This window comes from bacterium, assembly GCA_035295165.1.
Taxonomy (GTDB): domain Bacteria; phylum Sysuimicrobiota; class Sysuimicrobiia; order Sysuimicrobiales; family Segetimicrobiaceae; genus JAJPIA01.
This window is the reverse complement of sequence record DATGJN010000085.1, coordinates 53,366-76,727: the sequence shown is the minus strand read 5'-3', so window position 1 is coordinate 76,727 and position 23,362 is coordinate 53,366. Positions and strand designations below refer to the sequence as shown.

Here is a 23,362-nt window from a genome sequence, read left to right as displayed (position 1 = left end):
AACTCCTCGCCCACGACATCGGACTGATGGTCGCCTACGCGCACGCCGCGCTGTTCGCCGGAGGTGGAGATGGATGCGTTCCTCCCGAGTGTAGGCGGATGGGAGGACGTATGCAATCGTCCGGACAGCTGGCATTTGCGCTGCCACGGCCGGAACGACTCGCCGCGGACAAGACGCGCTCGATTCCTGAGGCCGTACGCGGGCGGGTTGAACGAATCTTGTCGCGGTTCCGGAGGAGGAACATCCGAAAGAGACGACGCAGTCCCTGGAGAACTCCTGTGACGCGGGCCGGATCGTTCCCGACGGGTGCTCACATCCTGAGACGCGGGTTGATTTCGTCGAGGAGGCGGCGCTACCCGAGGTACAAGAACCACAGGTCGCGCGGTCATGCCTGCCGGCGTCGCTAAGTGGGAGCGTCTTTGCGCTCGCAAGCAAGAGGAAATGCGGTGCGTTCCCTCGTCACCGCGGTGCAGGATGGAGTGAGGCTACCGGTCGAAGGGCCGTCCGGGCACGGCCAGTATCTCGCGCGACCTGGCTGCGTGTGACCGATGCACACGAAAGGAGTTCCAAGATGCAACGCGACGCGGAGGCGTGGTCAGCTTTGCCGCTAGAGGCGTGGTCGGGTACTTACCACACGCTCCATATGTGGACGCAGATCATCGGGAAGGTCAGGCTGAAACTCACGCCCCACCTCAACCACTGGTGGCAGGTTCCGTTCTACCTGACGTCGCGCGGACTGACCACCACGCCCATCCCGGCCGGTGGACGCACGTTTGACGCGACGTTCGACTTCATCGACCATGCGCTGGTCTTCCAAACGAGCGACGGACGTACCGAAGCGATCCCGTTACGGTCCCAGTCGGTTGCGGGTTTCTACCGCGAGGCAATGGCGACGCTCCGGAAACTCGGCATCAACGTCAAAATCTGGACCATGCCAGTTGAAGTCCCGCATCCGATTCGCTTCGAACTTGACAGTCAACACGCATCGTACGATGCGGCATATGCGCATCGATTCTGGCACATCCTGCTTAAGGCGGATGCCATCCTCAAGGAGTTCCGGACCCGCTTCATTGGGAAGGCGAGCCCGGTGCACTTCTTTTGGGGGACCTTCGACCTAGCCGTGACTCGGTTTTCCGGCCTCCGCGCGCCGGTGCGCGAAGACGCCGACCCGGTCACCCGCGAAGGGTACTCCCACGAAGTGAGCAGTTGCGGTTTTTGGCCGGGCAGCGGCAGCCTCGCCGGCCCGGCATTCTACTCGTACGCGGCGCCCGAACCCTTCGGTTTCAAGGACGCGCACATCCGCCCCGCGTCGGCGTTCTACAGCGCCGAATTCTCCAACTTCCTGCTCTTGTACGACGACGTGAGAGCCGCGACGGATCCGCGTGAGATGGTGCTGGACTTCCTGCAGAGCACGTACGCGGCGGCCGCGACGTTGGGACAGTGGGATCGCGAGAATCTGGAACGCACGTAGGCCACCTGGAGCAGGCGGTCTGATGCCGGCGGGACACATGAGCGTCCCGTGGCAGGAACCCTCGGGCCGCCGCCGACAGGTGGCGGCGGACGTGCCGTTTGAGATGATCGCTAAGAGTACACGGATGAGGTCGGGCGGCGCAGGCACCGTCGCAGACGATGTGCCGATCCCATGCCGCTGACCGGGAGGAGGTGCGCACGTGGCAGAGGTCAAGGTGGCCCACGCTGGCGAGGTGGCGCCCGGGACGGGGACGGTCGTGTCGGTAGAAGGGAAAGCGATCGCCCTGTTCAATGTCGGCGGAACGTTCTACGCGGTCGCGAACGAGTGCACGCATGTGGGAGGTCCTTTAGGCAAGGGGCATCTCGAAGGAGCCACCGTCACATGCCCCTGGCACGGCAGCCAGTTTGACGTGACGTCGGGCCAGGTGACGAAGGGACCGGCCCGCCGACCCGTCGCCACCTACGCGGTGCGGGTTCGGGGAAATGATGTATTCGTGGCGCTTGATTGAGGCGAGACGTCCACCCGCCCGCCACCGTCGGGTCGCTGCGGTGGGATCGCGCAGCCGGCAGGTGACACGCGTCCGTTTGGTGATTCCCGGCTGCTTCCGACCGCGGGCGGATTCCGCGCCGTGAGGTATCAGACCGGCACGCTGCTCGCCGCGATCCTCGGGTCGTGCGTGGTGTTTCTGGACTCAAGCGTCGTGACCGTGGCCCTGCCTCGAATCGGGCGCGACCTGCCCGCCCATTTCTTTGGTGTGCTGGAAGGGCAGTCCTATGTCTACAATGGGTACCTGCTCGCAGAGAGCGCGCTGCTCATCCTGGCCGGAGGACTCACTGACGTGTACGGGCGGCGCCGGATGTTTTCGTTCGGCGTACTGGGGTTCGGCGTGGCGTCGGTCCTTAGCGGCCTGGCGCCTACTATGGAGTGGCTGGTCGTGTTCCGCGTCCTGCAGGGCGTGGCCGGCGCATTTATCGTGCCAGGGTCGCTGGCGCTTATCACCACCACGTTCACGGGCGAGGAGCAGGGCCGTGCCTTTGGCCTTTGGTCGGGCGCCTCGGCCGGACTGACAATCCTGGCGCCCTTCATCGGGGGGGTGCTCGTCGATACGGTGTCGTGGCGGGCGGTGTTCTTGGTCAACGTCCCGGTCGTTGTGTTCACCTGGTGGATGGTGCAGCGGTTTGTACGGGAAAGCCGCGACGAAACGGCGTCGAGGCAGTTCGACGTGCCCGGCACCATCTTGTCGGCCCTGGCGGTAGGGGGACTGGTCTCCGGAACGATCTCTGGCCAGCAGCGCGGGTGGCATGGCCCGGAGGCGTTTCTGGCGCTCGGCATCGGCGGGACGGCCGCCGTGCTGCTGCCGCTGCGAATGCTCCGAGCGTCCCATCCGCTCGTCCCGCCCGCGCTCTTCCGCTCCCGCAACTTCACGGTCACGAACCTGTCGACCCTGGTGATCTATGCGGCGCTCGCCGTGACGTTCTACTATTCCGGACTCTTCGTGCAGGGGACCCTCGGGTATACCGCCGCGGCCGCCGGCGTCGCCACCGTCCCCGGCGCCATCTTCATGGCGCTCTTCTCAACGAGGTTCGGCGTGCTCGCCTCGCGCTACGGAGCGCGGTGGTTTATGACGGCGGGGCCGCTCCTCATGGGCCTTGGCGCGGCCTGGCTCACCCGGGTCCCTCCGCAGAGCGCCGGCTGGGTCATGCGCCCTGGGCAAATCGCCACGTTTGTTCCCCCGGGCGCGTATGTCATCGATCTCCTTCCCGGTTTCCTCTTCCTCGGCCTCGGTGCCATGATGATGGTGGCTCCGCTCACCGCAACGCTTATGGCCTCGATCCCGGCCGAGCACGCGGGGGTCGCGTCCGCGATCAACACGGCGATCTCCGATGTCGGACCACAACTTGCCGTGGCCCTGATCTTCATCGCGGTCACGGCCAGTTTCTACACCACGCTGGCGACCCTGGTCCCGGACCTCCCTACATCGTCCGCCAGCGTTCGCCAGCACGTTGCCCCGCTCAATCCCGTGGCACCGGGTGTCCCCGGAGAGGTTGAGAGCGCCGCCCGTGTTGCATCGACGCACGCATTTCATCTCGCCATGCTGGTTGGGTGCGTGTTGTTCTTTGTTGGTGCCGCGATCAACGCCGTGGGGATCCGGACGCCCGCGGCGTCGCCGGACGGACGGGTCGTCTCCGCGGATCCCCTATGGCGCAAGTGCCGTCATGTGACCTCCGCCAAGGAGGCGGCGGGGAGTCGGGCATGAGCCCCGTGCACCGTCCATGCGGTGCTGCGCTACTCCGTCGCCGACGTCACAGATGAAACGGTGCGGATGCTCCGCGTTCGGCCGTGCCCGACGGGCGATTGCCTCGCAGAGCGTCTTCGGCCGCCGCCGCGAGCAGTTGCGTCCACGGCAGTAACCCGACGAGACGATCGCCGTCCATCACCGGCAACACCGGTGCACACGCGAGGCGCATCGCCGCGGCGGCCGCGGAGAGCGGTGTGTCCGGCGCCACAGCCGCGGACACCGGCGTGGTGGCGCGTGACACCGTCACGTGGTCGAGCAGTTCCCGCAGTTCGTACGCGTCAACCGTGACCGCCTCGGATGGAGTAAACCGGAGCAGCGCCGTCTCGTTCACCAACCCGACCACCCCCGCGCCGTCGAGCACGGGGAGCGCTGCGCTGCCGTGCTCCCGGAGCAACCGGAGCGCCGTTGCGATCGTGGTCCGCGGCGTGATCGCTGGCCGGGGAGCCGCCATCCAGTCTCGAACGCGCCCCTTGCTTACGTCACGTGTCATCGTGTGCCACCTCCACCCCTTCCCGCCGCCCCGTGCTCCTCCGAGGCTCCGCGTAGCGCGTATCGCGGCGCCTTCAGACTGTCGCGCGCGACATTCCCGGCGAATCGTATCGCATCAAGCCGCGCCGTGCCCTCAGCAGTCTGGCGTTGATCCTGTAGTGGCCGGCCTGGCCGCAACCCTCGTACCCGTGGAGGCAAATCCGCCGCCAGCGACGTGCGGCACGAGTCGCCAGCGGCCGTAGCCGACGAACGCCGCGCCGAGCCCAACCACCAGCGGAATTACCGCCAACGCCCCACCTCCCGTGGCCAGCGTGAACCCGGTCGCACCAACCATGACGACCACCAACCCCGCCGCCGCCAGCGGTGTTAGGCTCGGTCGAATGCGCAGCACGCCCGGAAGAATCAGGCCGAGCGCGCCAAACACCTCGGCCACCCCAACGAATCGCACGAACAGACCCGGGAGCGGCATCTGCTTCGTCAACAGATCAAGCGGAAGTATCAACTTGATTCCGCCGGTGAACAGAAACAGGAGCGCGAGTAGCCCCTGGTCGATCCACAGTGCGTAGCTCATAATTAGGGTCCTCCGTCCTGCCTGATCGCCGTTCTCGCTCGGCGTGGCCCGCGCGACGCACCCGCATGTGGACCATGCGGGACGCCGGCGCTTCTCGTTTCACTGGATAGTCGAACGCGCCGGCTCGAAATCGACAACGATCCGCGCGCGTGTGGACGAACTGTGGCTTCGGTCCGGCGCGAAGCGGGTTGAGGCGAGCTCGTTATCTTTCCCAGGCCAGTGACATCAAAACCGCGCTGATCCGGGCCTCGACGCCGATCCCCGGCGTGATCATGTCGTGTGAAGCCGTGACGACCGATTCGAGTGCGGCCGCGTCCCGCGTTGCTTTCGGAAGTGGAAACGGGCACGGTACCCTCGGAATATAAGGGTAGGGAGCCAGGGAGAGGAGATCGATCCCCGTGAAGGCAGGAGTCGGAAGGTGGGTCGCCGCGGTCACGATCTGTCTATGCGTCGGCGCCGCGCCCGCGTGGGCCGCAGCCCCGTTTCCGGACGTACCTCCGTGGCATTGGGCCGCTGCGGCCGTCGCGGCGGATCAGGCAGCCGGTCTGGTGATTGGCTACCCATCGACTCCCGCGGAGCTGATCGCGAACGCAGTCACACAGGTGTACGACGGGTTCCTTCACGCCGCGGAGGCCGGTTCGCAGGCATGGGTGGAACGATTCACGTACGATCGCCCCGCCGAGTGGCCCGCGTCCTTGCATCGCGTCCAGCTCGTCGCGTTCGATCTTTCCGGGATGCGTATCACCGTCGGCGGTGATGTGGCAACTGCGGCGTTCACGGCGAGCGTGGTACCGCACCCCGGGGCGGCGGCGATCACGAGACAGATACAGGCACGGCTACGATACAATGGGCAAGACTGGCAAGTGGACTACGCCCCCCTCGCGGCGGCGGACTCGACATTCCGGTGATTGGCGCCAGTCCTGCGATCAACTACGGGCAAGGCGCTCGGCAACATCGCCCCATCCACCGCCCGTAGAGGCGAGAGGCGCAGAACGATGGTGGTTGCGGTCATCTTGTGATGCGCCGGTTGTGGCGACTGGGCCGTGTGGTTGCGTCCCAGATTGGTCGGTCAATGGTTTGGGAATCCCGGCGCGAATCTTCACCGGCCTGATTCATCGTCAATGACGTCGGGAGCGAGCATCCAGTGGATCGCCCAGCGACCCAAACCGGTCCGTTCCAAGCAGGTGATCCCGCCGTTGAACGGCGTCAATACCTCGCCATCGTGCGCACACAGGAGTCGCGCCGCGAGCCTCGCCAGATGGGGGAAGTGGCCGACGAGCATCACATCGCTGGTCTCCGTGGCCAGGCGCTCTGCCCAGATCGTCGGGTCAGCCTGCGGGCCGAGATCATCGACGTGGACAACCTGGGCATCGAGCAGAGATTCCGCCCAGACCCTGGCCGTTTGCTCCGCACGAGTCTTGCCGCTGTGGAAGATCCGGCCGACGCGCACACGTCCCTGCTTCGTAGCATAGCGGGCGACCCTGCGGGCGTCCTGCACGCCCAGCGCTGTGAGAGGCCGGGCAGGGTCTTCGTCTTCTCGTTTCGCCTCGGCATGGTGAACCAAGTACAGTCGCATGGCCCGTTCACCGGCATTGCTTGCCAGCGTGACGGTTGACCTGTTCGCGCCACCGCCTGGCGTGACGGTCGTTCCTCATGCCGTGTGTCGACCTCACCGTGGTCTCCGTCCGAGTCATGGGTCCCTCAGCCTCTAGTTGCTCGCTGGCGGAACCCAACGTGCCGGCCTACCGGGGTGGCGCGTCGCATGGAGCACGCCTAGGATGGCAAGCGGCGTTTTGCGTCGTCGGTAAACAGGCGGTTAAGATCGGCTCCCGACGCTGCGTCCGAAAAACTGTCGAACTTCCCGGCGGCGAGATCCCGCGCCGCGCGCATGAACCCGCGCCAGGCGGTCCGCGCAAGCGCACCGCCAACGCTGATCCGACGAACTCCGAGATCTGCCGCGTCGTTGACCGTCAGCCCGATCGCGCCGCCGATCAGGAGATTGACCGGCTTCGGCGCCACTGCCTCGACCACCGCCCGGATCTGCTCGCGCGTGTGAATCCCGGGCGCGTACAGACAATCGGCACCAGCCGTCGCATACGCCTTCAACCTCCGCAGCGTTTCGTCAAGGTCGGGTGCCCCGGCGATGAACCCTTCAGTCCGGCCGACGAGCAACACATCGCCACCAACCTGATCGATCGCGGCGCGCGCCGCGCGGATGCGGGCCACGGCAAGGTCGAACGGATACAGCGGCCTCGATGCGTCGCCGGTCGAATCCTCAATTGACAGCCCTGCAACGCCTGTCTCGACGCACCGCAGCACGTTTTGGGCAAGTTCCGCGGGCTCGTCTGCATACCCCGACTCGAAGTCCGCGTTCACGGGTACATCAGCCGCGTCCACGATCGAGCGGATGTGGGCAAGCATCGGATCTCGCGTCAGTGCCCAGTCCGCATCGGGCAGCCCCATCGAGAACGCCGCCCCCGCGCTCGTGGTCGCAAGCGCCTTGAACCCGAGATGCTGGAGGTAGCGCGTCGTCCCGACGTCCCAGGGGTTGGGAATGACAAAGCATCCGGACTCATGGAGCCGGCGAAACACGCGGCGTTTGTCGGCAACGGACGGCATATGGCTCAGTGCACCCCTTCCAGACACGGCTCATGGCTTCTGCGGCCGGGCAACTACGACTGTGAAAACGCGCCGCCTGCCCGGTCGGGACAGCCTCGGCACAATCGTGCGTGTCTTCCGCGTGCTCGGACAGGATGCCTCCTCATTCCACGGCTCGGTATCTCCCGCGTGCCGCGCCTGTCCCTAGTCAGCGGATCGCCGCGACGCCGCTCCGTCATTCAGCGGGGCAATGAACGCCGCATTGGGTAGGAGATGCAAATCCCGCGCGGAACTGGCTGCTCCAAAGCCGTGGGAGCGGAGGAGGCGCGTCGATGGCTGACCAGGTCATCCCGCCGAGCGTGCGCGACGATCCGTGTCAGCTCCAGCTCGAGGCCCTGGCCCATCCCGTGTCCGCTGTGTGGACTCGCGCGCGCCGGCCATGTGCCGATTGCGTTCTTGCCCATGGTGCCGGCGCTGGAATGACGCATCCGTTTCTAATGGGGGCTGCTCACGAGATGGCCGGTGCCGGTATCTCGGTGCTGCGCTTCAACTTTCCGTACATGGAGTCCCGACGGCGCCTTCCCGGATCCGCCGCGTCGCTGGTCGAGCCCTGGCGCGCCGTGCTCGCCCATGTCGCGCAGGATGGAAACCGGCCGGTAGTTGCCGCCGGGAAATCGATGGGCGGTCGGGTGGCGTCGATGCTGGCCGCCCAGGAAACGGACGCGTTCGCTGCGGCGGGGTTGGTGTTCTTCGGATATCCGCTGCATCCGGCGGGCAAGCCCGGACAACTGCGGGACGCCCATCTCCCGCACATCCGTCGCCCGATGCTCTTCATCCAGGGCAGCCGGGACGCCCTCGCGAGGATCGACCTCATCGAGGCCGTAGTCGACCGGCTTCGCCCGCTGGCGCGCCTGCACGTGGTGCCGGGGGCCGACCACTCGTTCCGCGCCCCTCGGGAACCGCGGTCTCAGGAGGACCTCGGGCGAGCCATTGGCCGCATCGCAGGGGAGTTCATCCGCGAGCTCGTCAGTACGTGACGCCGGATGCCGGCCCCGGGCCCGACCGACGCCGCGACACGGGGGAGCGAGGCAAAAGCGCAAACCGCGGTTCCCGTCATCGCGTCCAGCCGAACTGTTGAATTCAGGAACCGTCTTCCTTGCCTCGAGGGCGGCGGGCGTGAGACCGCATCGATCACCCCCGCCGCCCGGCCCGCAGTGGTGTTCAGGCGCCCTTGAAGACCGCGAACACCGCGCCCTGCCCATCCCTGCATACCGCGAAGCGGCCGATGTTCGGGATGTCCGTCGGCGGCCTGAGTACCGTCCCGCCGAGCTCCCCGACGTTCGCGGCGGTACCGTCGCAGTCGGCAACGCCAAAATAGGTGAGCCAGTGCGGGGGAATATCTTTCATCTGCGGCGGTCGCGCCATCATGCCTCCGACCTGTGTCGTGCCAGCCTTGAAGATCGTATACGTGCTATCCGCGCTCATATCGACCAGCTCGGCGGTCCAGCCGAATGTCGTGGAGTAGAATTGCCGTGCGAGGCCGACGTCAGGGGTCATCAGTTCATTCCAGCACATCGCACCGGGTTCGTTGATGACCCCGGCGCCGACATGCTTCTTCGCCTGCCATACCGCGAAGTGGGCGCCGGTGGGATCCTGCATCGCCACACTCCGGCCGACGTCGAGGACATCGTTCGGACCGAACAGGACCCTCCCGCCACTCTGCGACGCTTTCGTCGCGACGTCGTCCGCACTCCTCACATTGATGAACGGAAGCCAGTGCGGCGGGACGCCTTGCGACAACGTTCTCGTATCCAAGCCATACAACCCCGCCACGTAGTGGCTCTTCAACCGGCACATCGTGTACGTCATTTCCGGTCCGGCGGGCATGTCGTCACATTCCCACCCGAACAGGCTGCCGTAGAAGCGCTTCGCGGACGCGGGATCAGTCGTGCCGAGGTTGACCCAGGAAAACTCGCCGTGTGCATACTCCGTTCTCGTTGTCATGTGCCCCTCCGATTCTCAGTTGGCTGCCGGTGCTTCGTTCACTACTTAGTCGAACGCGTTAGCTCGAAATCGACATGACCGTCTGGGCTTTACGTCCTTCGTTCCGGAGCGATCCATCGAACACGGAGTCTGGTGCGTGCCCCAACTTTAGTGTGCCGAACAGAGCCCCTCCTCGCGCGGATTCGGCCGACGTTGCAAATTCGTATGCCGCGATCCATATCGGGCCGCCGAGCACGCGGGACATCGGCATGCATAGGCTGAATTAGTCGACGATTCCGGCTGCTCTTGAGCTCGTATTGTGCGTCTCGTTGTTCCCACGAACACATGTGGCCCGGACGAAGGAGGGCGCGCCAGCCGGATTGCTCGAATCATCGGTGGTGTCCGCAGCGACCCGTCACGTCGCTCGGCGTCACCGGCCGAGACGGGAACCAGGAGGAAGTCCATGGGTTCGATGCGCCGGACGATCCGAACGATGTGCCCCATGAACTGCCATCCCACACTCTGCGGGATGCTCGTGGAGGTGGAGGACGGGCGACTCATCGGCGTCAAGGGCGATCCTGAGAACCCGGACAGCCGTGGGTTCCTGTGCATCCGCGGGCACGCTTCGGGGGAGATCATCGACAACCCGAAGCGGCTACTCGCGCCGCTGGTCCGCGACCGGAGAGACACCGGCTGGCGGCCGGTGAGCTGGGACGAGGCGCTCGACCTCATCGCGAGACGCATGCAATCGGCGGGGCGAGAGGCGGTGGGGCTGTGGCAGGGCCACGGCCACTTCGCCAACAACTACGGGACACGCATCGCTTCTCAGCTGTTGCGACGGTTTGCCAACTTCTACGGCTGCCAGTGGTGGCACCCGGCGATGATCTGCTGGGGGCTCGGGGGCTTCGGGATCGGACTCACCGGCCCCATCGAGACGAACACGAAGGAGGACATGGGCGCACATGCCGACCTGATCCTGCTGTGGGGGGCGAACCTGGCGAGCCAGCCGAATACCGGGCGCCATCTCGCGGCGGCGAAGCGCCGCGGGGCCTGGGTGGTGACCGTCGACGTTCGCCACACGGAGGCGGCGGCGCAATCGAACGAGGTGTTCGTGATCCGTCCGGGAACTGATGCGGCGCTCGCCTTGGCGATGATGCACGTGCTCGTCGGCGAGGGGCTCCATCATCGTGAGTTTGTGGAAGCGCACACGGTCGGGTTCGACCAGCTGAGGGAGCACGTCAAAGCCTATACCCCCGAGTGGGCGGCGCGCGAGACCGGGCTTGACGCCGATCGGATCGTGGCGCTCGCGCGCCGCTACGGCGCGACGCGGCCCTCGATGATCCTGCTCGGCGGCAGTTCGATGCATAAGGGCGCGAACGGGTGGCAGGGCGCACGGGCCGTCGCATGCCTGCCCGCGCTCACGGGAAACCTCGGCATACCCGGTGGCGGCTTCGGTCCGCGCCACGGCGCCGCAAGCCACGGCCAGGCGCTTGGGAACATCACCGCCATGGAACGGCGGACGGCCGGACGCTACATCCCGAACCAGATGGCCCGGATCACGGAGGCCCTGCTGGACGGCCGCGTCCGCGTGCTCTTCCTCCTCGGGACAGATATGCTCTCCTCCTTCGCGGACGCCGAGCGCCTGGCCGAGGGCCTCGCGCGTGCCGACCTGGTTGTTAGCCACGACCTCTTCATGAACGATACGGCGAGACGCTTCGCCGACGTGGTCCTCCCCGCCACGGCGTGGCTTGAGGAGCTGGGCTGCAAGAGCACCAACACCCATCTCTACCTGATGCCGCAGGTCCTCGACCCGCCCGGCGAGGCGCGGTCGATCACCTGGATCCTTCGGGAGCTGGGACGTCGCCTGGGTCTCGCGGACTTCTTCCCGTGGGACACAGACGAAGGGCCGATCGACGCGCTTCTCGATCATCCGGCCACGGGCCGCGCCACCGTTGCTGCGCTGCGTGCCGAGGGAGGGATGCGGGCTCTGCGCATCTCCCACGTCGCCCACCCTGATCTTTCCTTCCCGACCCCATCGCGCAAGATCGAGTTCTATTCGGCGCGAGCGAAGGCGCTTGGGCTCCCAGCCCTCCCAGTCTACACGCCGCTGGCCGCCTCCGACCGCTATCCATTGATCTTTCGCCAGGGACGGACGCTCACCAGGTTTCACAGTTTCTACGACCACGGCCAGGCGCTTCCAACGCTCGCGCGGCTCGACCCGGAGCCGAACCTGTGGATCTCGCCGGACGATGCCGCGGCGCGGGGTTTGGAGGACGGCGCACCGATCCGCATCTTCAACGGTCGGGGAGAGTTCCACGCTCGCGCGCACGTCACCGATCGAATTCTGCCCGGGACGGTATGGATGCGCGACGGCTGGGCGGGCCTGAACCGTCTCACATCAGGAGTATCGGCGATCCCCGATGAAGCCGTGGACACGTTCGACTTTTCCGCCGGTCAAGCCGCATTCGACGCCATGGTGGAAGTGATGCGGGATACGCCGCCTCCCGCCGGGGAGGAGGGATGATCGCACCCGTTTTGGCGGATCCCTTGCTCGCTTACGACGTCAGCGCGGGTGACGTCGGGGCGCGGAGCATTCCCGGTCAGCGCTTGGCGATACTGAGGCGCTAGATTGCCACCTCACGCAAAGAATCGAAGGAGGCGTTCGGCATTGCCATGGGCGATCCGTTCCCTGTCGGTGGAGCTGACTGGCAGTTGATCAGCTTTCGCCCAGGGCCTTCCAGAAACGCGGGGCTTGCGTAGTGTTCTTCCAGAGTGATGGTTCGCATGATCAATTGTCACCATCGCGCAGATGTGGCGGAAGCAAGCTCTGCCCCCCAAGCATCGACACGCTCGTATCTCTGTGTTCGCCCGCCGACTGATCCAGCGGGGACGTACGGACGTACGCGCGGCCGGATCTGGTGCCGGGCCGGCGTCAGCTCCGGAGCCGTGTACGAGGGGGCCCGAAGCCACGATCGCGGCTCCGGGCCCCCTCGTGTAGGACCGTTCGTGCGCGCTAGCGGCACTCCGCAACCCAGGGCGGTCCGCCCACACACCCCTCGTTGCTACGCCACCGGCCCGGCAAGGGACCGCGATAGTATCGATCGTGATACCGCGGGTACGCGTTGTAGTAGGCTCCTTCGTACCGGTAATGCGGCCCGTTATACCTCCCGTAGTAGTAGCGATGGTACACGCCGTCCCGATCTCGGGAAACGAGGTAGACGACGCCCGCGATGATGGCGAGCCCCAAGATCGTGCCGGCGACGCCGTAGCTTTGCGCGTGTGCTTGTGGCAGCGCCGCGGGCAGGGTGTTCATGCCTGCGAACGCGAGCGCCAGAATCAACACGCCTACGCCCGCCTGTCTGACCAGCATCGGGATCTCCTCCTTATCTCTAGTCTTCTAGGATGTTACCCGGCAGAGTCGCCTTCATATTTCATGGGCTTCACACGTTCACAATGTGAAGATTCACAAGACGCGCCGCTGCGGTGACACTGCTTCATCCGCCGGCTGGTTCCAAGAGGAAAGGAAGTGATCGAATTGCGAGCCGGCCGCCAAACGCCCGTGCGGTGATCGAGTCGGCGCGACGTCAGTAGCCCATCCAGTTTGGCTCAGCCATCGAGGAGATCGGGTGCCTACTGGTTCATCGTGCCCCACACTTCCAGCGCGAGCGATGCCGTGGCGCTGGACGTACCGTCCGCGCGGCGGTTCAAGGAGGCGGGACAACGCCGACGAAGACGCTGCCTCGAGGAGTCGTCGTTGCGATGGCGGCGACGCTCGCGGTGCTGGTGGCGCGGACGTGAGCGGCACCGGCGCGGGAAGTCCCGCGACGCGGATCAGATCGGAGGGGTGACGAGCGTGACGAGGGACCGGACCAGCGCGCAGGATGGTGGGCCGCAATTGAAACGGCGGCGGGACGGCCAGCAGTGGATCTTGGATCTGGCGGTGAAGCAGACGGGTCGCGTGCAGAACTTCGCGAACGACGAGCGGGACGTGCCGGCCGAGGTGAAGAGCTACCGGATGATTCCACGGACACTCTACCGGGACGCGAAGCATGCGGAAGCGATCGCGCGGGCGGCGCTTGCAGCAGGGCACCGGGAGACCGCCCGGTCGCTGTTTTGGCGGGCGGCGCAGACGTACCGGGAGGCGCAGCACGCGATCTTCGAGGATGACCAACCCGAAAAGCGGTACTTCCACGGGAAGCTTCTGGAGTGCTTCGATCACGTGATCGCGCTGGCCGACTACGCGATCGAGAAGGTTGAGATCCCGTGGGAGGGGCGGACGATCAGCGCGCTCTTGCACCTCGGCGGAGAACGCGGGAAAGCGGCGACCATCCTCTTGCTGCCTGGCATGGATATGACGAAGGAAGCGGCCCCGAATCCGCTCGACAACGCATTCGCCGCACGGGGGATGCATGTTCTGGTGATCGACGGCCCTGGTCAGGGCGTGAGCAATCTCCGGAAGCTCTGGGTGACCGTCGACAACTACGAACGAGCGGCGAAGGCGGCTGTTGACTACTTGACGGGGCGCCCCGAGGTCGACGGGGAGCGCATCGGCGTGTGTGGTGTGAGCTTCGGATCGCACTGGGGGCCTCGCGTCGCCGCGATGGATCGGCGCGTGCGCGCCCTCGCCACCACCCACGCGGTGTACGGGCCGAAGGTGTCGATCTTCGAGGAAGCCTCGCCGCGGTTCAAGCAGATGTTCATGTACATGGCGGGCATGACCGACGAAGACGCGTTCGACGCGATGGCGGCGCAGATGACGACCGCCGGGTACGGCACGGACGTCACGTGCCCGACGCTGCTGGTCACGGGCGAGTACGATCCGCTGTCGCACCTGGAGGAAGCGGTCGCGCTGTTCGAGGAGCTCGGCGGTCCCAAAGAGCTTTGGGTGTTTGAGAACGAGTTTCACCGCGTCTCGGGGAAGGCGGGGATTGCGGGGTTGGAAATCTACCCGTTTCTTGCGGACTGGCTGCGGGACGCGCTCGCCGGGCGGTTTGCACGCGATCATCGGAAGATGGTGCTCGTGCCGCAACGCAGCGGTGCGGGGCCATATAGTGGGGCGGTGCCATCTGTGTACGTGCCGGACCGCGAACAGGGTGATCCCGGGCGGTGAGGATGACGTGCGACCCGTCCGTTTGCGGTCGGGACTGTGTCCACGAACGATCGCGGGCGCTGGAGGAACGTGCTTCGGGCGCGTCGTTCGGCTCCACTCTCGCGTCAGAACGAGTGGCATGGACGTATGCCGCCCGGCGTCCGCGCACGCGCTGCCCGTCCCGCCGGTGGGACGACGGAGCGCTGACGCGCGGGTGGCCGGCGTCCCGTACCAGGCGGTGAATTCAGGAACGGAAGAGGAGCCGTGGCCATCATGCGAGGTCTGTATCCAGAGATCAGACCATACGAGCACGGCATGTTGGAGGTTGGTGACGGCAACCTCGTCTACTGGGAGGCGTGTGGCAATCCGCACGGGAAGACCGCCGTCGTTCTGCACGGCGGGCCGGGTTCCGGGTGTACGGAGTGGCACCGCAGGTTGTTCGATCCCAGCGCCTATCGCGTCGTGCTGTTTGATCAACGGGGCTGCGGGCGGAGTCTGCCGCACGCAAGCGAACCCGATACCGACTTGGCGAGCAACAACACGTCGAACCTGATAGCGGACATCGAGCGGTTGCGTTACTACCTGGGCGTCGCGCGGTGGTTAGTGTTCGGCGGATCATGGGGCAGCACGTTGGGGCTCGCCTACGCCGAGCGGTTCCCGGCTCGGGTCGCGGAGATGATCCTGTTTGGCGTCACAACTGGACGCCGCAAGGAGTTCGACTGGTTGTTCCGTGGCGGTGTGGCCGCATTCTTTCCCGAGGAGTGGGAACGCCTGCGGACCGCTGTGCCGGTTGGCGAGCGAGACGGCGATCTCGTCGAGGCATACCATAGACTGCTGCACGATCCAGACCCTGCGGTGCGCCGGCGGGCCGCGCTCGCGTGGTGTCTGTGGGAGTCCGCGACACCCGCGTGGCCGCCGACTCGTGGGTTGGCCCGCAGGTTCACCGATCCTGCGTTTGCCATGGCGTTTGCGCGTCTCGTTACCCATTACGTCCGACACGATGCGTGGATCGAAGACGGTAGCCTGCTCCGAGGCGCCGATGGGCTGATCGACACTCCTGGTATCCTCGTGAACGGGCGCTTTGACTTCCAGGCCCCGATTGCGAACGCATGGGAGCTCAAACACGCGTGGCCACGTGCCGAGCTCGTGATCGTTGACCAGGCGGGGCACTCTCCCGATAATCCGAGCGTCACCCAAGAACTGATCCGCGCAACCGATCGATTCGCTGCGCTCCGATAGTCGCAGGCGCCAGCGGTATAGAGTACGAGCCGCGATGGCGCGGCGAGATTCGGCGACACGCAAAATCGCTCCTCGGGACGCGCACCCACGCCGTGCCCACGAGGAGCATGAGGCGGAGTTCCGTCTCCGAGCGGATCCGATCGTCCCCCAAGATCGTGCCAAACGGGCAATGTTCGCTTACTAGGTCTTGGCGTTCTTTCCATCCAAGAAGAGCGTGATCACGCTGACGAAACTCACCACCTTGGATACGGCGTTCAGTGCGTAGGGAATCGGATCGGTTGGATAGTGGAAGCCTAACACCGCCCACACTGCGAACACAAAGAACATTGCCGCAAGCGAGTATAGTGTGTAGCTTGATATCCTCATCGAAGGGAGCAGCGTGAGGAGGGCGATTGTCGAAATCTCGGCGATGAACAAGGGAAAGAAGAAAAGCTCTCTATACAGTGTTGGAGCAGGAGGAATGGAAGGGACGGTTCGGGCCATGACGATGAGATCAAATGGCAGCTCAAAGATCATTGGAGCCGCGGCGGCACCGACAAACGCGCTGCCAAGAGCGACCTTCCATCCGTGCGTCTTTGTCATATACAGGATTGTGAAGAAGGTGATCGCGGCGGTCAGCACAGTGATGGGAGCAATCCGGTCCACCGGCGGTCGCGAAAACAGATGCACTTCATACAGCTGCACCCCGTAAGCGTAGAACGCGACGAGCGTCGTCCATATTGATAGAGCCCAGATAACGATCATAAAGCCGCTAACAACGGCCCCAGGCCTTTCAACCGCAACTGGGCCGCGTAATCTGTTCCCGAGGTACCAAAACACCGCCGCGACGGCGAGCAGCACAGCGGCTAAGAATCGTGCCGCAACGCCTGCGTATGGAACCCATGTCCCGTAAGATGCCACCCGTTTCCCTTTGTCATCCCACACTGCTGAATGGCGTGTCGTGCCCGCGGGGCCACCGCTCCAACCTCCGTCCACGATCAGAAACGCGGCGTTCGAAAGGTTCGAACGAAGAGACGAGACCGCCCTCCCAGCGTCATCATTGCGCGCATGCCTGCATCCATAAGGGCATTCGACACATCACCCTGGTTTCCAGTGCCCAGCCAAATCGGAAACTCAGGACAAGTACGTTCCGGGGTGAGTGTCGAATAGTCAGGCAGGTGGCCGATCATGCGATTGTGTAGGGTCCCGTCCGATGACGCATCTCCTTGGGGGAGTTTCGTGTCCGTCGTCAGTGCGCGCCGAGCCACCAGAGGTGCGGATGGCGTGGTCGGTAGCGCGAGGCTTTCGCGGGCTCGCGCGTGCCCTGGCCAGGTTTTCGGGGCGTCCTCGAAGCCGATCTCGCCGCCAGGATTGCCGACGTCTCAAGCACCGCGTCAGCAACGGAGGAGCCGATGCACCTGTACAGCAGCGTGCCTAACGGGATGTCCGTCGATGCCGGTGTGAGCGGGCGGCCCCACACCACCGGGTCCACGAGGCGGCGATCCGCCCTGGTGACCGGAGCCACCGGCATGGTGGGGCGTGCGATCGTGCACGCGCTGCTGGCCCGTGGGCGCTCCGTGTGCGTGCTCGCACGCGACCCGGCGAGGGCCCGTGTCCTTTTTGGCGCATCGGTGTCTGTTGCCGTCGGCGACCTGAGCGCTGCGGCGAGCTTACGGAAGGCGTGCGACGGCGTCGGGGAGATCTACCACGCCGCGGCAGAACTGGGGTTTCGGAATGGCACTGGCGCGGAGATCTACGAGACCAATGTGGAAGGCACCCGGCGGCTTCTGGAGGCCGCGGAGGCGAGCGGAGTCACCCAGCTTGTGTACACGAGTTCAGTCGCAGTGTACGGTGACCATCTTGCGCAGGGGACCACCGAACAGACCCCCGTGAATGCGTCGTCGGCCTATGGGATCTCGAAAGTTCGGGCGGAACGCCTGATACGGGAGGCGGTGACAAGTGGACTCCGCTGCATGATCGTGCGTCCATGCATCGTATACGGCCCGGGCGACCGGTATTTCATCCCCCAAACGGTGACTACGATGCGCCTCCCCGTGATCCCCCTCCCGGACGGCGGGCGTCACGTGGTAGATCTGGTCCATGCGGATGATGTCGCGGCAGCTCATCTGCTGGTCATGGAGGCCGGACTTCACGGGGAAGCGTACAACGTGACGGACGGCTGCCGCTATGAGCTGCGGGAGTTGATCCGCTGGATGTCCGACGCGCTAGATCGGTCCCCGTGGTGTCCATCCATTTCTCCGTGGGTCGCCCGCCGCGCCGTGCCTCTGGTTCGTATTGTTGGCCGGTTGGCGCAGATTCCTGAGATAGCACAGCTGCGGCAGCGAGACGTCGACGTGTTCTTGGGTGACTATCACTTCGACATCGCCAAGATCACCGCGCTCGGCTACGTTCCACGCATCCAGGCACGCACCGAGTTCCCCTTGGCCCTCCGAGCGTATGCACGAGTAGGGCGGTCGACGCGATCCGACGACCTGGCGCCACGCCCCGCGGGGTACGTCGACGACGGTTCGTGGTCGAGCGCCAAGCGCACCGCGAGCGACAGCCCCATCGGCGGGGGCAGCGACGGCGGCGCCGGCAACGTGGGTTCGAGGTGATGGCGGCAGCGGCGCGACCGCTAGTCGCTGCGTAACCGCCGGGCGGCCTCGGTTCGTGGGGCCGCGCCGGCCCGCGCGACTGTAGGCGCTCACCGGGTTCCAGCGCTCGGCGATCGTCGCCTCGCCGCACACGTGATCGTACAGCGGCTTCGACTTCGTGGTCGCGGAGCTCACGATCGCGGCACCGGGCACCGGCAGGATGGACGGCCGCTGCCCAGCGTAATGTCGTCGGAAGCGTGCATGCGATCTCCGTGCGTACGGCGCTTTGTTCCAGCGCAAAGACATCCCCGCACGGGTTGGATACCCTCGAGGCGTATGCTCTCGCCCACGATGCTTGCCCGTCTCCCCGTTGCCGAGGTGTTGCGGCGTTGGCCGCGGACCGCGCGCGTGTTTATCCATCGTCGTATGGCGTGCGTGGGCTGCCCGATTGCACGGTTCGAGTCGGTGGCGGACGTGGCCGAAGCCTACCATATTTCTCCGACCGAACTGGTCGATGCGTTGCGCCGCGCCTGCGGATGACGCCGGCGAGGTCTGCTGCGTCAAGATCCGTGGTCGGAATGATAGGCGCGGTCGAACCAGATCGGTGATGGGACGGCGAGCGGACCGACGTAATCGTTGAAGTGAACGAGAGAGAAGAGATTAGAGATGCGCATGTGGCTTCGCCATGGTGGCCTCACCTTGACGGCGCCGGGATTCCGCATGCCCGAGATCGAACCCCAACGGTAGTCTTCGGAATCCACGGGTGTCGCGGCCGAGGACTTGCATTGCGCGTGTCCCGGACCGGCGGAACCACAGAGCCGCGCGGCTCCACGTGGAGGTGGTGAGGGTGCCCGTGGACCAGTCGGACGATCTTCTTGGGCCTGTCGCGCTGTTCCGGGGCCTCTCGCCGGCCGCCCGCGCGTCTGTCGTGCGAGTCTCTAGTCGGGCGCGGGCGCCCCGCAAGGCGCTGTTGTTCCGCCAGGGAGACCCTGCGGTCGCGATGTACGTGCTTGTCCGCGGCAAGATCAAGCTCACGCTCGTGCACCAGGACGGGCAGGAGGTGATCATCCAGGTGATCGGGCACGGTGACGCGTTTGGCACCGTCGCCGCGTTAAGGGGAACGACGTACCCCGTGTCGGCCGAAGCGACCGCTCCGGCGGAAGCACTGGTATGGGACAGTCGGACGATCGCCACCCTGTTCGCACGGTACCCTGCGCTTGTGGTCAACGTCCTTCGCATCGTGACCGCGCGGATGCTCGAGATGCAATCTCGGTTCTCCGAGCAGGTTGCGGATCGGGCGGAACAACGGCTCGCACAGGCCGTCCTGCGGTTGGCCGATCACGCCGGCCGCAAAGTGGACGGGGGCGTTCTGCTCGATATGCCGCTCTCGCGCGGAGATCTGGCCGGACTGGCCGGGACCACGCTGTACACCGCAAGTCGCATTGTCAGCCGGTGGCAGTTGCAGGGGCTCATCGACGCCGGCCGCCAGCGACTGCTGCTGCGCAATCCTCATGGCTTGGTGGTGTTGACGGAACGTGCCGATCCCGGGGCACCTCGGAGCAAGACATCACGTTGAGCCAGACAGGTACACGATCACGCTTCGCTACCCGCGCGGTCGCCGTCATCTGGGGCCACTCCATTCGCTCGGCTTCCAGGATTACGTTGTCGTCGAGCGTGCAAGGGAGAGGACAGTGGCGCGACGGCCAACGACATGGCGGCGCGGGTCGGCCGCGGAGAAGCCACGGGCAACCCGGGCGTGCGAGTCGGGAGGCCGTTCCGCGGGAATGCGAGCGGCGAGACGAGAAATGGTTCGCGACATCGACGGGGCGCAGCGGCGTTCGCATGCCCGCTGGGCCCGCTAAGCGACAACGAGTTGCCGGAGGGTGCTCGTGAAGGTCGGCGTGGTATTCCCTCAGACGGAGCTCGGGGCGGATCCTTCGGACGCTGCAGATTTCGCCAGGGCGGCGGAGGATCTCGGGTACGATCACCTCATCGCGTACGACCACATCCTTGGCGTCGTACCGCGCGAGGACAACTGGCTCGGATACACGCACCGGGACATGTTCCACGAGCCGTTCGTCCTGTTCGGCTATCTCGCAGGGGTCACGAGTCGCATCGAACTCACGAACGGCATCCTGGTACTGCCCCAGCGCCAAACCGCCCTCGTCGCCAAACAGTCCGCCGAAGTCGACCTGCTGAGCGGCGGGCGGCTCCGCCTCGGTGTTGGCGTCGGCTGGAACAGCGCGGAGTTTGAGGCGGTTGGGGCAGACTTCAAGTCTCGTGGCCAGCGCATTGAGGAGCAGGTCGCGGTGCTGCGGGCGTTCTGGACGCAGGAGATCGTCACCTTCCATGGCCGCTGGCACCACATCGACCGCGCCGGGATTAACCCACTGCCGGTGCAGCGTCCGATTCCGGTCTGGATGGGCGGGGAGAGCGATGCCGTGTTCCGGCGCGTGGCGCGGATGGCGGACGGATGGATGGCCGGGGGAGGTATTGTCTCACCCACGTCCCGCTTTCCCCCGGTCACGGACGGCTACCGCGCGATGGTCGCGAAGATTCGAGCATACGCCAAGGAAGCCGGCCGCGATGCCGGGACCATCGGGCTTGAGCGCCGTCTCGGGTATGCGGAGTCGCCCGCCGAGTGGGCGCGTGTTGTCGCGGAGTGGCGGGCGATCGGGGGGACCCATGTCAGCGTAAGCACGATGCGGGTCGGCCTCTCCTCACCGCGGGCGCACCGCGACGCGATTCGGCGGGTCAGCGAGGCGCTGCGCGCCGTATGAGGACGCGCAACCATCGCCTGATCCGTGGCACGGCGCCCCGTCTGCGCCGTCTCGGCCGATCCCCGCGATCCAACGAGAGGGCATCTCCGGTGCGCGCGCAGGACCGCCCGACCGGGGCCGCGGGTAGGGCAGGCGTTCGTCCGCCGGCGGGTGAATATCGTAGCGGTTTCAGGGCCGGGCATCGTTCGAGGAGGACAATGATGAAGACGTCGAGGCGAACGTGCCGGTTTCCGTAAAGAACTCGCGAATGGTCTACGACGCGTTGAAATCCTGTGGAATCAGACTGCTTTCTGCCCTCCCGGAGACGTGGCTCGTGCACCTGCTGCAGATCGCGGAAGACGACCCGGAGATGATTCTCGTGCGTCTCGCCAAGGAGGAAGAAGGGGTCGGTATTTCTGCGGGCGCGTACCTGGCGGGAGTAAAGTCTGCGATGCTCCTGCAGAACCACGGGCTGCTCGCAAGCGTGAACGGTATCGTCTCGCTGGCGCGCCTCTACCGGATCCCGCTGCTGATGCTGATCAGCTACCGCGGCGAGTTCGGCGAGCGAGATCCATGGCAGACCGAGGGCGGCGGGGCAACTGAGCCCGTGTTGCGGGCCCTCGATATCCCCTACGAACGGTTGGACGCGCCCACCCACGTGGCGCATCGGATCGGACAAGCGCAAACGTTGGCGGAGTCGTCGCTCAAGCCGGTCGCGCTCCTGTTGTGCCGGGATCTGATGTGGGAAGACTAACCGCTCGCACCCGCCGGCTGCCAACGGTGACGGACTGATGCTCCGGATCGACGCGTTGCGGGCGGTCTATCCGAGGCTGGAACGGTGTGTCGTGGTCACGATCATGGGAGCCGTGTCGGCGGAGCTGCAGTCGCTCGGACATCGGCCGGGGTTCTTCTACCTGCTGCACGCGATGGGGCTCGCCTCCTCCATGGGGTTGGGGATCGCACTCGCGCGTCCGGAGTTGCAGGTGGTCGTGCTGGACGGGGATGGGTCGATCTTGATGAACCTGGGCGCCCTGACCACCTTGGCGCGCTATCGTCCGCGCAACCTCGTGCACGTCGTGTTTGACAACGAGAGTCTCCTTTCCGTGGGCGGGTTTCCCACGGCGACCGCGACCGGGAGCGACATCGCCGGAATCGCCGCCGCCGCCGGTGTGCCGCGCACGTCGACGGTGCACACCGTCGCGGAGTTCACGGCTGCGTTCGATGACGCGCTTCGGGCGAATGCCTTGACGACCCTTGTGGCGAAAGTGGAGGCCACGGGCCCGCCGGTCTACTTGACCGACCTCTCCATGCTGGAGAACCGCTTTCAATTCCAGCGACAGCTACGTAGTTGGCGCGCCCCGAAGGAATGACAGCATCTGAGAGACTCGGATGGGTCGGTCACGCAAGGTTCGGAACGAACGAGAGAACTGACCGGAAGGGAGCCGTGACGTGGCGAGCGTGTTGGGGCAGCTGGTCGAGGAGCTCAGGGCGCAACGGGTCAAGGTCGTGGATCTCACGCAACCGCTGGAGCCGGGAACACCCGTCATCGGTCTGCCGCCCATGTTCGGTCCATCCCCGCCGTTTTCCATGGACGCGATTTCTCGCTATGACGACCGGGGGCCGGCCTGGTACTGGAACACGGTGCACCTCGGGGAGCACACCGGAACGCACTTCGATGCGCCGATCCACTGGGTCACAGGCAAGGACCTACCCAACAACGCCTGCGACACGATTCCGGCCCGCAACTTCGTCGGCCCGGCGGTCGTGATCGATGTGACGGTCGAGGTCGAGCGCAATCAGGACTACTTGGTGATGCCCGCGCACATAGCGGCCTGGGAGGCGCGGTACGGCCGCATCCCCGCCGCGTCGTGGGTGCTACTGTACACGGCGTGGAGCAAGCGCCGCGACCCCAAGAAATTCCTCAATGTGCGTAACGACGGCGCACACAGCCCCGGTTTTCACAAGTCGGCGTCCGAATTCCTGGTCAGAGAACGGGATATCCTCGGGGTGGGTGTCGAGACGGTGGGGACCGATGCGGGCCAGGCCGGTACCTTCGACCCGCCCTTTTCCAACCACGCGATCATGCACGGGGCTGGAAAGTTCGGGCTGGCCAGCCTTTGCAATCTCGATCGAGTTCCGCCCACCGGCGCGGTGGTCATCGCGGCGCCGCTGAAGATCGTGGACGGGAGCGGGAGCCCGGTCCGGGTGCTGGCTCCTGTGCCGGGTTGAGCGGAGGACTATGGAACGCGTGGGCTCCGGCTGACCGCGAACCCGCTGGAGCCCGGGATCCG

At 65.7% G+C, this 23,362-nt stretch carries 22 protein-coding genes; 15 read left to right on the top strand and 7 right to left on the bottom strand.

Annotation, left to right across the window (positions count from 1 at the left end; all coding sequences use genetic code 11):
* Nucleotides 1–571: 571 nt before the first annotated feature.
* From VKZ50_13495 to VKZ50_13485, 3 genes are all read left to right on the top strand, one after another.
* Nucleotides 572–1,471: a DUF5996 family protein gene (locus tag VKZ50_13495; protein ID HLJ60734.1), complete on the top strand. Its 900-nt coding sequence runs from the start codon at nucleotides 572–574 to the stop codon at nucleotides 1,469–1,471.
* Nucleotides 1,472–1,670: 199 nt separating this feature from the next.
* A complete protein-coding gene (locus tag VKZ50_13490) occupies nucleotides 1,671–1,979 on the top strand; it encodes a non-heme iron oxygenase ferredoxin subunit (GenBank protein HLJ60733.1) in 309 nt (102 codons plus the stop codon).
* Between the two features lie 120 nt (nucleotides 1,980–2,099).
* On the top strand, nucleotides 2,100–3,728 hold the full coding sequence (locus tag VKZ50_13485; protein ID HLJ60732.1) for an MFS transporter: 1,629 nt from the start codon (nucleotides 2,100–2,102) through the stop codon (nucleotides 3,726–3,728).
* Between the two features lie 46 nt (nucleotides 3,729–3,774).
* Here the strand turns inward: VKZ50_13485 and VKZ50_13480 are convergent, their stop codons facing one another.
* Both VKZ50_13480 and VKZ50_13475 read right to left on the bottom strand, forming a co-directional pair.
* The gene (locus VKZ50_13480; GenBank protein ID HLJ60731.1) at nucleotides 3,775–4,260 is read right to left on the bottom strand and encodes a CBS domain-containing protein; all 486 of its coding nucleotides are present in this window, start codon (nucleotides 4,258–4,260) and stop codon (nucleotides 3,775–3,777) included.
* A gap of 132 nt (nucleotides 4,261–4,392) precedes the next feature.
* On the bottom strand, nucleotides 4,393–4,830 hold the full coding sequence (locus VKZ50_13475; protein ID HLJ60730.1) for a DoxX family protein: 438 nt from the start codon (nucleotides 4,828–4,830) through the stop codon (nucleotides 4,393–4,395).
* A gap of 398 nt (nucleotides 4,831–5,228) precedes the next feature.
* Between VKZ50_13475 and VKZ50_13470 the strand changes: the two genes are divergently transcribed.
* The gene (locus VKZ50_13470) at nucleotides 5,229–5,738 is read left to right on the top strand and encodes a hypothetical protein (protein HLJ60729.1); all 510 of its coding nucleotides are present in this window, start codon (nucleotides 5,229–5,231) and stop codon (nucleotides 5,736–5,738) included.
* A gap of 191 nt (nucleotides 5,739–5,929) precedes the next feature.
* Here VKZ50_13470 and sixA read toward each other — a convergent pair whose 3' ends face one another.
* The gene (sixA, locus tag VKZ50_13465; GenBank protein HLJ60728.1) at nucleotides 5,930–6,406 is read right to left on the bottom strand and encodes a phosphohistidine phosphatase SixA; all 477 of its coding nucleotides are present in this window, start codon (nucleotides 6,404–6,406) and stop codon (nucleotides 5,930–5,932) included.
* A gap of 197 nt (nucleotides 6,407–6,603) precedes the next feature.
* Nucleotides 6,604–7,449 (bottom strand): isocitrate lyase/phosphoenolpyruvate mutase family protein, encoded by an 846-nt coding sequence (locus tag VKZ50_13460; protein ID HLJ60727.1) that lies wholly within the window; start codon nucleotides 7,447–7,449, stop codon nucleotides 6,604–6,606.
* A gap of 311 nt (nucleotides 7,450–7,760) precedes the next feature.
* On the opposite strand from VKZ50_13460, the gene VKZ50_13455 reads away from it, so the two are divergent.
* The gene (locus VKZ50_13455) at nucleotides 7,761–8,465 is read left to right on the top strand and encodes an alpha/beta family hydrolase (GenBank protein ID HLJ60726.1); all 705 of its coding nucleotides are present in this window, start codon (nucleotides 7,761–7,763) and stop codon (nucleotides 8,463–8,465) included.
* A 184-nt stretch (nucleotides 8,466–8,649) separates the two neighbouring features.
* Here the strand turns inward: VKZ50_13455 and VKZ50_13450 are convergent, their stop codons facing one another.
* Entirely contained in the window at nucleotides 8,650–9,432 is a 783-nt protein-coding gene (locus VKZ50_13450) for a VOC family protein (protein HLJ60725.1), read from the bottom strand.
* A 442-nt stretch (nucleotides 9,433–9,874) separates the two neighbouring features.
* Here VKZ50_13450 and VKZ50_13445 point away from each other — a divergent pair, with 442 nt between their 5' ends.
* The gene (locus tag VKZ50_13445; protein HLJ60724.1) at nucleotides 9,875–11,935 is read left to right on the top strand and encodes a molybdopterin-dependent oxidoreductase; all 2,061 of its coding nucleotides are present in this window, start codon (nucleotides 9,875–9,877) and stop codon (nucleotides 11,933–11,935) included.
* A 489-nt stretch (nucleotides 11,936–12,424) separates the two neighbouring features.
* Here VKZ50_13445 and VKZ50_13440 read toward each other — a convergent pair whose 3' ends face one another.
* Nucleotides 12,425–12,781, bottom strand: a complete 357-nt coding sequence (locus VKZ50_13440; protein HLJ60723.1) for a hypothetical protein — start codon at nucleotides 12,779–12,781, stop codon at nucleotides 12,425–12,427.
* Nucleotides 12,782–13,264: 483 nt separating this feature from the next.
* Between VKZ50_13440 and VKZ50_13435 the strand changes: the two genes are divergently transcribed.
* The gene (locus VKZ50_13435) at nucleotides 13,265–14,521 is read left to right on the top strand and encodes an alpha/beta hydrolase (GenBank protein ID HLJ60722.1); all 1,257 of its coding nucleotides are present in this window, start codon (nucleotides 13,265–13,267) and stop codon (nucleotides 14,519–14,521) included.
* Between the two features lie 252 nt (nucleotides 14,522–14,773).
* A complete protein-coding gene (gene pip, locus VKZ50_13430; GenBank protein ID HLJ60721.1) occupies nucleotides 14,774–15,739 on the top strand; it encodes a prolyl aminopeptidase in 966 nt (321 codons plus the stop codon).
* A 180-nt stretch (nucleotides 15,740–15,919) separates the two neighbouring features.
* Here pip and VKZ50_13425 read toward each other — a convergent pair whose 3' ends face one another.
* Nucleotides 15,920–16,579, bottom strand: coding sequence for a hypothetical protein (locus VKZ50_13425; GenBank protein HLJ60720.1), 660 nt, complete (start codon nucleotides 16,577–16,579; stop codon nucleotides 15,920–15,922).
* 551 nt (nucleotides 16,580–17,130) lie between these two features.
* On the opposite strand from VKZ50_13425, the gene VKZ50_13420 reads away from it, so the two are divergent.
* The 7 genes from VKZ50_13420 (at nucleotide 17,131) to VKZ50_13390 (ending at nucleotide 23,300) form a co-directional block, all read left to right on the top strand.
* The gene (locus VKZ50_13420) at nucleotides 17,131–18,333 is read left to right on the top strand and encodes an NAD-dependent epimerase/dehydratase family protein (protein HLJ60719.1); all 1,203 of its coding nucleotides are present in this window, start codon (nucleotides 17,131–17,133) and stop codon (nucleotides 18,331–18,333) included.
* 222 nt (nucleotides 18,334–18,555) lie between these two features.
* Nucleotides 18,556–18,852 carry a DUF1858 domain-containing protein gene (locus VKZ50_13415; GenBank protein ID HLJ60718.1) on the top strand — a complete coding sequence of 99 codons (297 nt, stop codon included), beginning with the start codon at nucleotides 18,556–18,558 and terminating at the stop codon, nucleotides 18,850–18,852.
* Nucleotides 18,853–19,159: 307 nt separating this feature from the next.
* Entirely contained in the window at nucleotides 19,160–19,888 is a 729-nt protein-coding gene (locus VKZ50_13410; GenBank protein HLJ60717.1) for a Crp/Fnr family transcriptional regulator, read from the top strand.
* A gap of 313 nt (nucleotides 19,889–20,201) precedes the next feature.
* On the top strand, nucleotides 20,202–21,092 hold the full coding sequence (locus tag VKZ50_13405) for an LLM class F420-dependent oxidoreductase (protein ID HLJ60716.1): 891 nt from the start codon (nucleotides 20,202–20,204) through the stop codon (nucleotides 21,090–21,092).
* 220 nt (nucleotides 21,093–21,312) lie between these two features.
* A complete protein-coding gene (locus tag VKZ50_13400; protein ID HLJ60715.1) occupies nucleotides 21,313–21,825 on the top strand; it encodes a sulfopyruvate decarboxylase in 513 nt (170 codons plus the stop codon).
* A 37-nt stretch (nucleotides 21,826–21,862) separates the two neighbouring features.
* Nucleotides 21,863–22,441, top strand: a complete 579-nt coding sequence (locus VKZ50_13395; protein ID HLJ60714.1) for a thiamine pyrophosphate-dependent enzyme — start codon at nucleotides 21,863–21,865, stop codon at nucleotides 22,439–22,441.
* Between the two features lie 79 nt (nucleotides 22,442–22,520).
* A complete protein-coding gene (locus tag VKZ50_13390) occupies nucleotides 22,521–23,300 on the top strand; it encodes a cyclase family protein (protein ID HLJ60713.1) in 780 nt (259 codons plus the stop codon).
* The last annotated feature ends 62 nt before the right edge of the window (nucleotides 23,301–23,362 follow it).

Bases quoted from the DNA above. Each gene is read 5' to 3' on its own strand.
- VKZ50_13495 (HLJ60734.1), top strand. From the start codon at position 572: ATGCAACGCGACGCGGAGGCGTGGTCAGCTTTGCCGCTAGAGGCGTGG.
- VKZ50_13480 (HLJ60731.1), bottom strand. From the start codon at position 4,260: ATGACACGTGACGTAAGCAAGGGGCGCGTTCGAGACTGGATGGCGGCT.
- VKZ50_13475 (HLJ60730.1), bottom strand. From the start codon at position 4,830: ATGAGCTACGCACTGTGGATCGACCAGGGGCTACTCGCGCTCCTGTTT.
- sixA (HLJ60728.1), bottom strand. From the start codon at position 6,406: ATGCGACTGTACTTGGTTCACCATGCCGAGGCGAAACGAGAAGACGAA.
- VKZ50_13460 (HLJ60727.1), bottom strand. From the start codon at position 7,449: ATGCCGTCCGTTGCCGACAAACGCCGCGTGTTTCGCCGGCTCCATGAG.
- VKZ50_13455 (HLJ60726.1), top strand. From the start codon at position 7,761: ATGGCTGACCAGGTCATCCCGCCGAGCGTGCGCGACGATCCGTGTCAG.
- VKZ50_13450 (HLJ60725.1), bottom strand. From the start codon at position 9,432: ATGACAACGAGAACGGAGTATGCACACGGCGAGTTTTCCTGGGTCAAC.
- VKZ50_13445 (HLJ60724.1), top strand. From the start codon at position 9,875: ATGGGTTCGATGCGCCGGACGATCCGAACGATGTGCCCCATGAACTGC.
- VKZ50_13440 (HLJ60723.1), bottom strand. From the start codon at position 12,781: ATGCTGGTCAGACAGGCGGGCGTAGGCGTGTTGATTCTGGCGCTCGCG.
- pip (HLJ60721.1), top strand. From the start codon at position 14,774: ATGCGAGGTCTGTATCCAGAGATCAGACCATACGAGCACGGCATGTTG.
- VKZ50_13420 (HLJ60719.1), top strand. From the start codon at position 17,131: ATGCACCTGTACAGCAGCGTGCCTAACGGGATGTCCGTCGATGCCGGT.
- VKZ50_13415 (HLJ60718.1), top strand. From the start codon at position 18,556: ATGTCGTCGGAAGCGTGCATGCGATCTCCGTGCGTACGGCGCTTTGTT.
- VKZ50_13395 (HLJ60714.1), top strand. From the start codon at position 21,863: ATGCTCCGGATCGACGCGTTGCGGGCGGTCTATCCGAGGCTGGAACGG.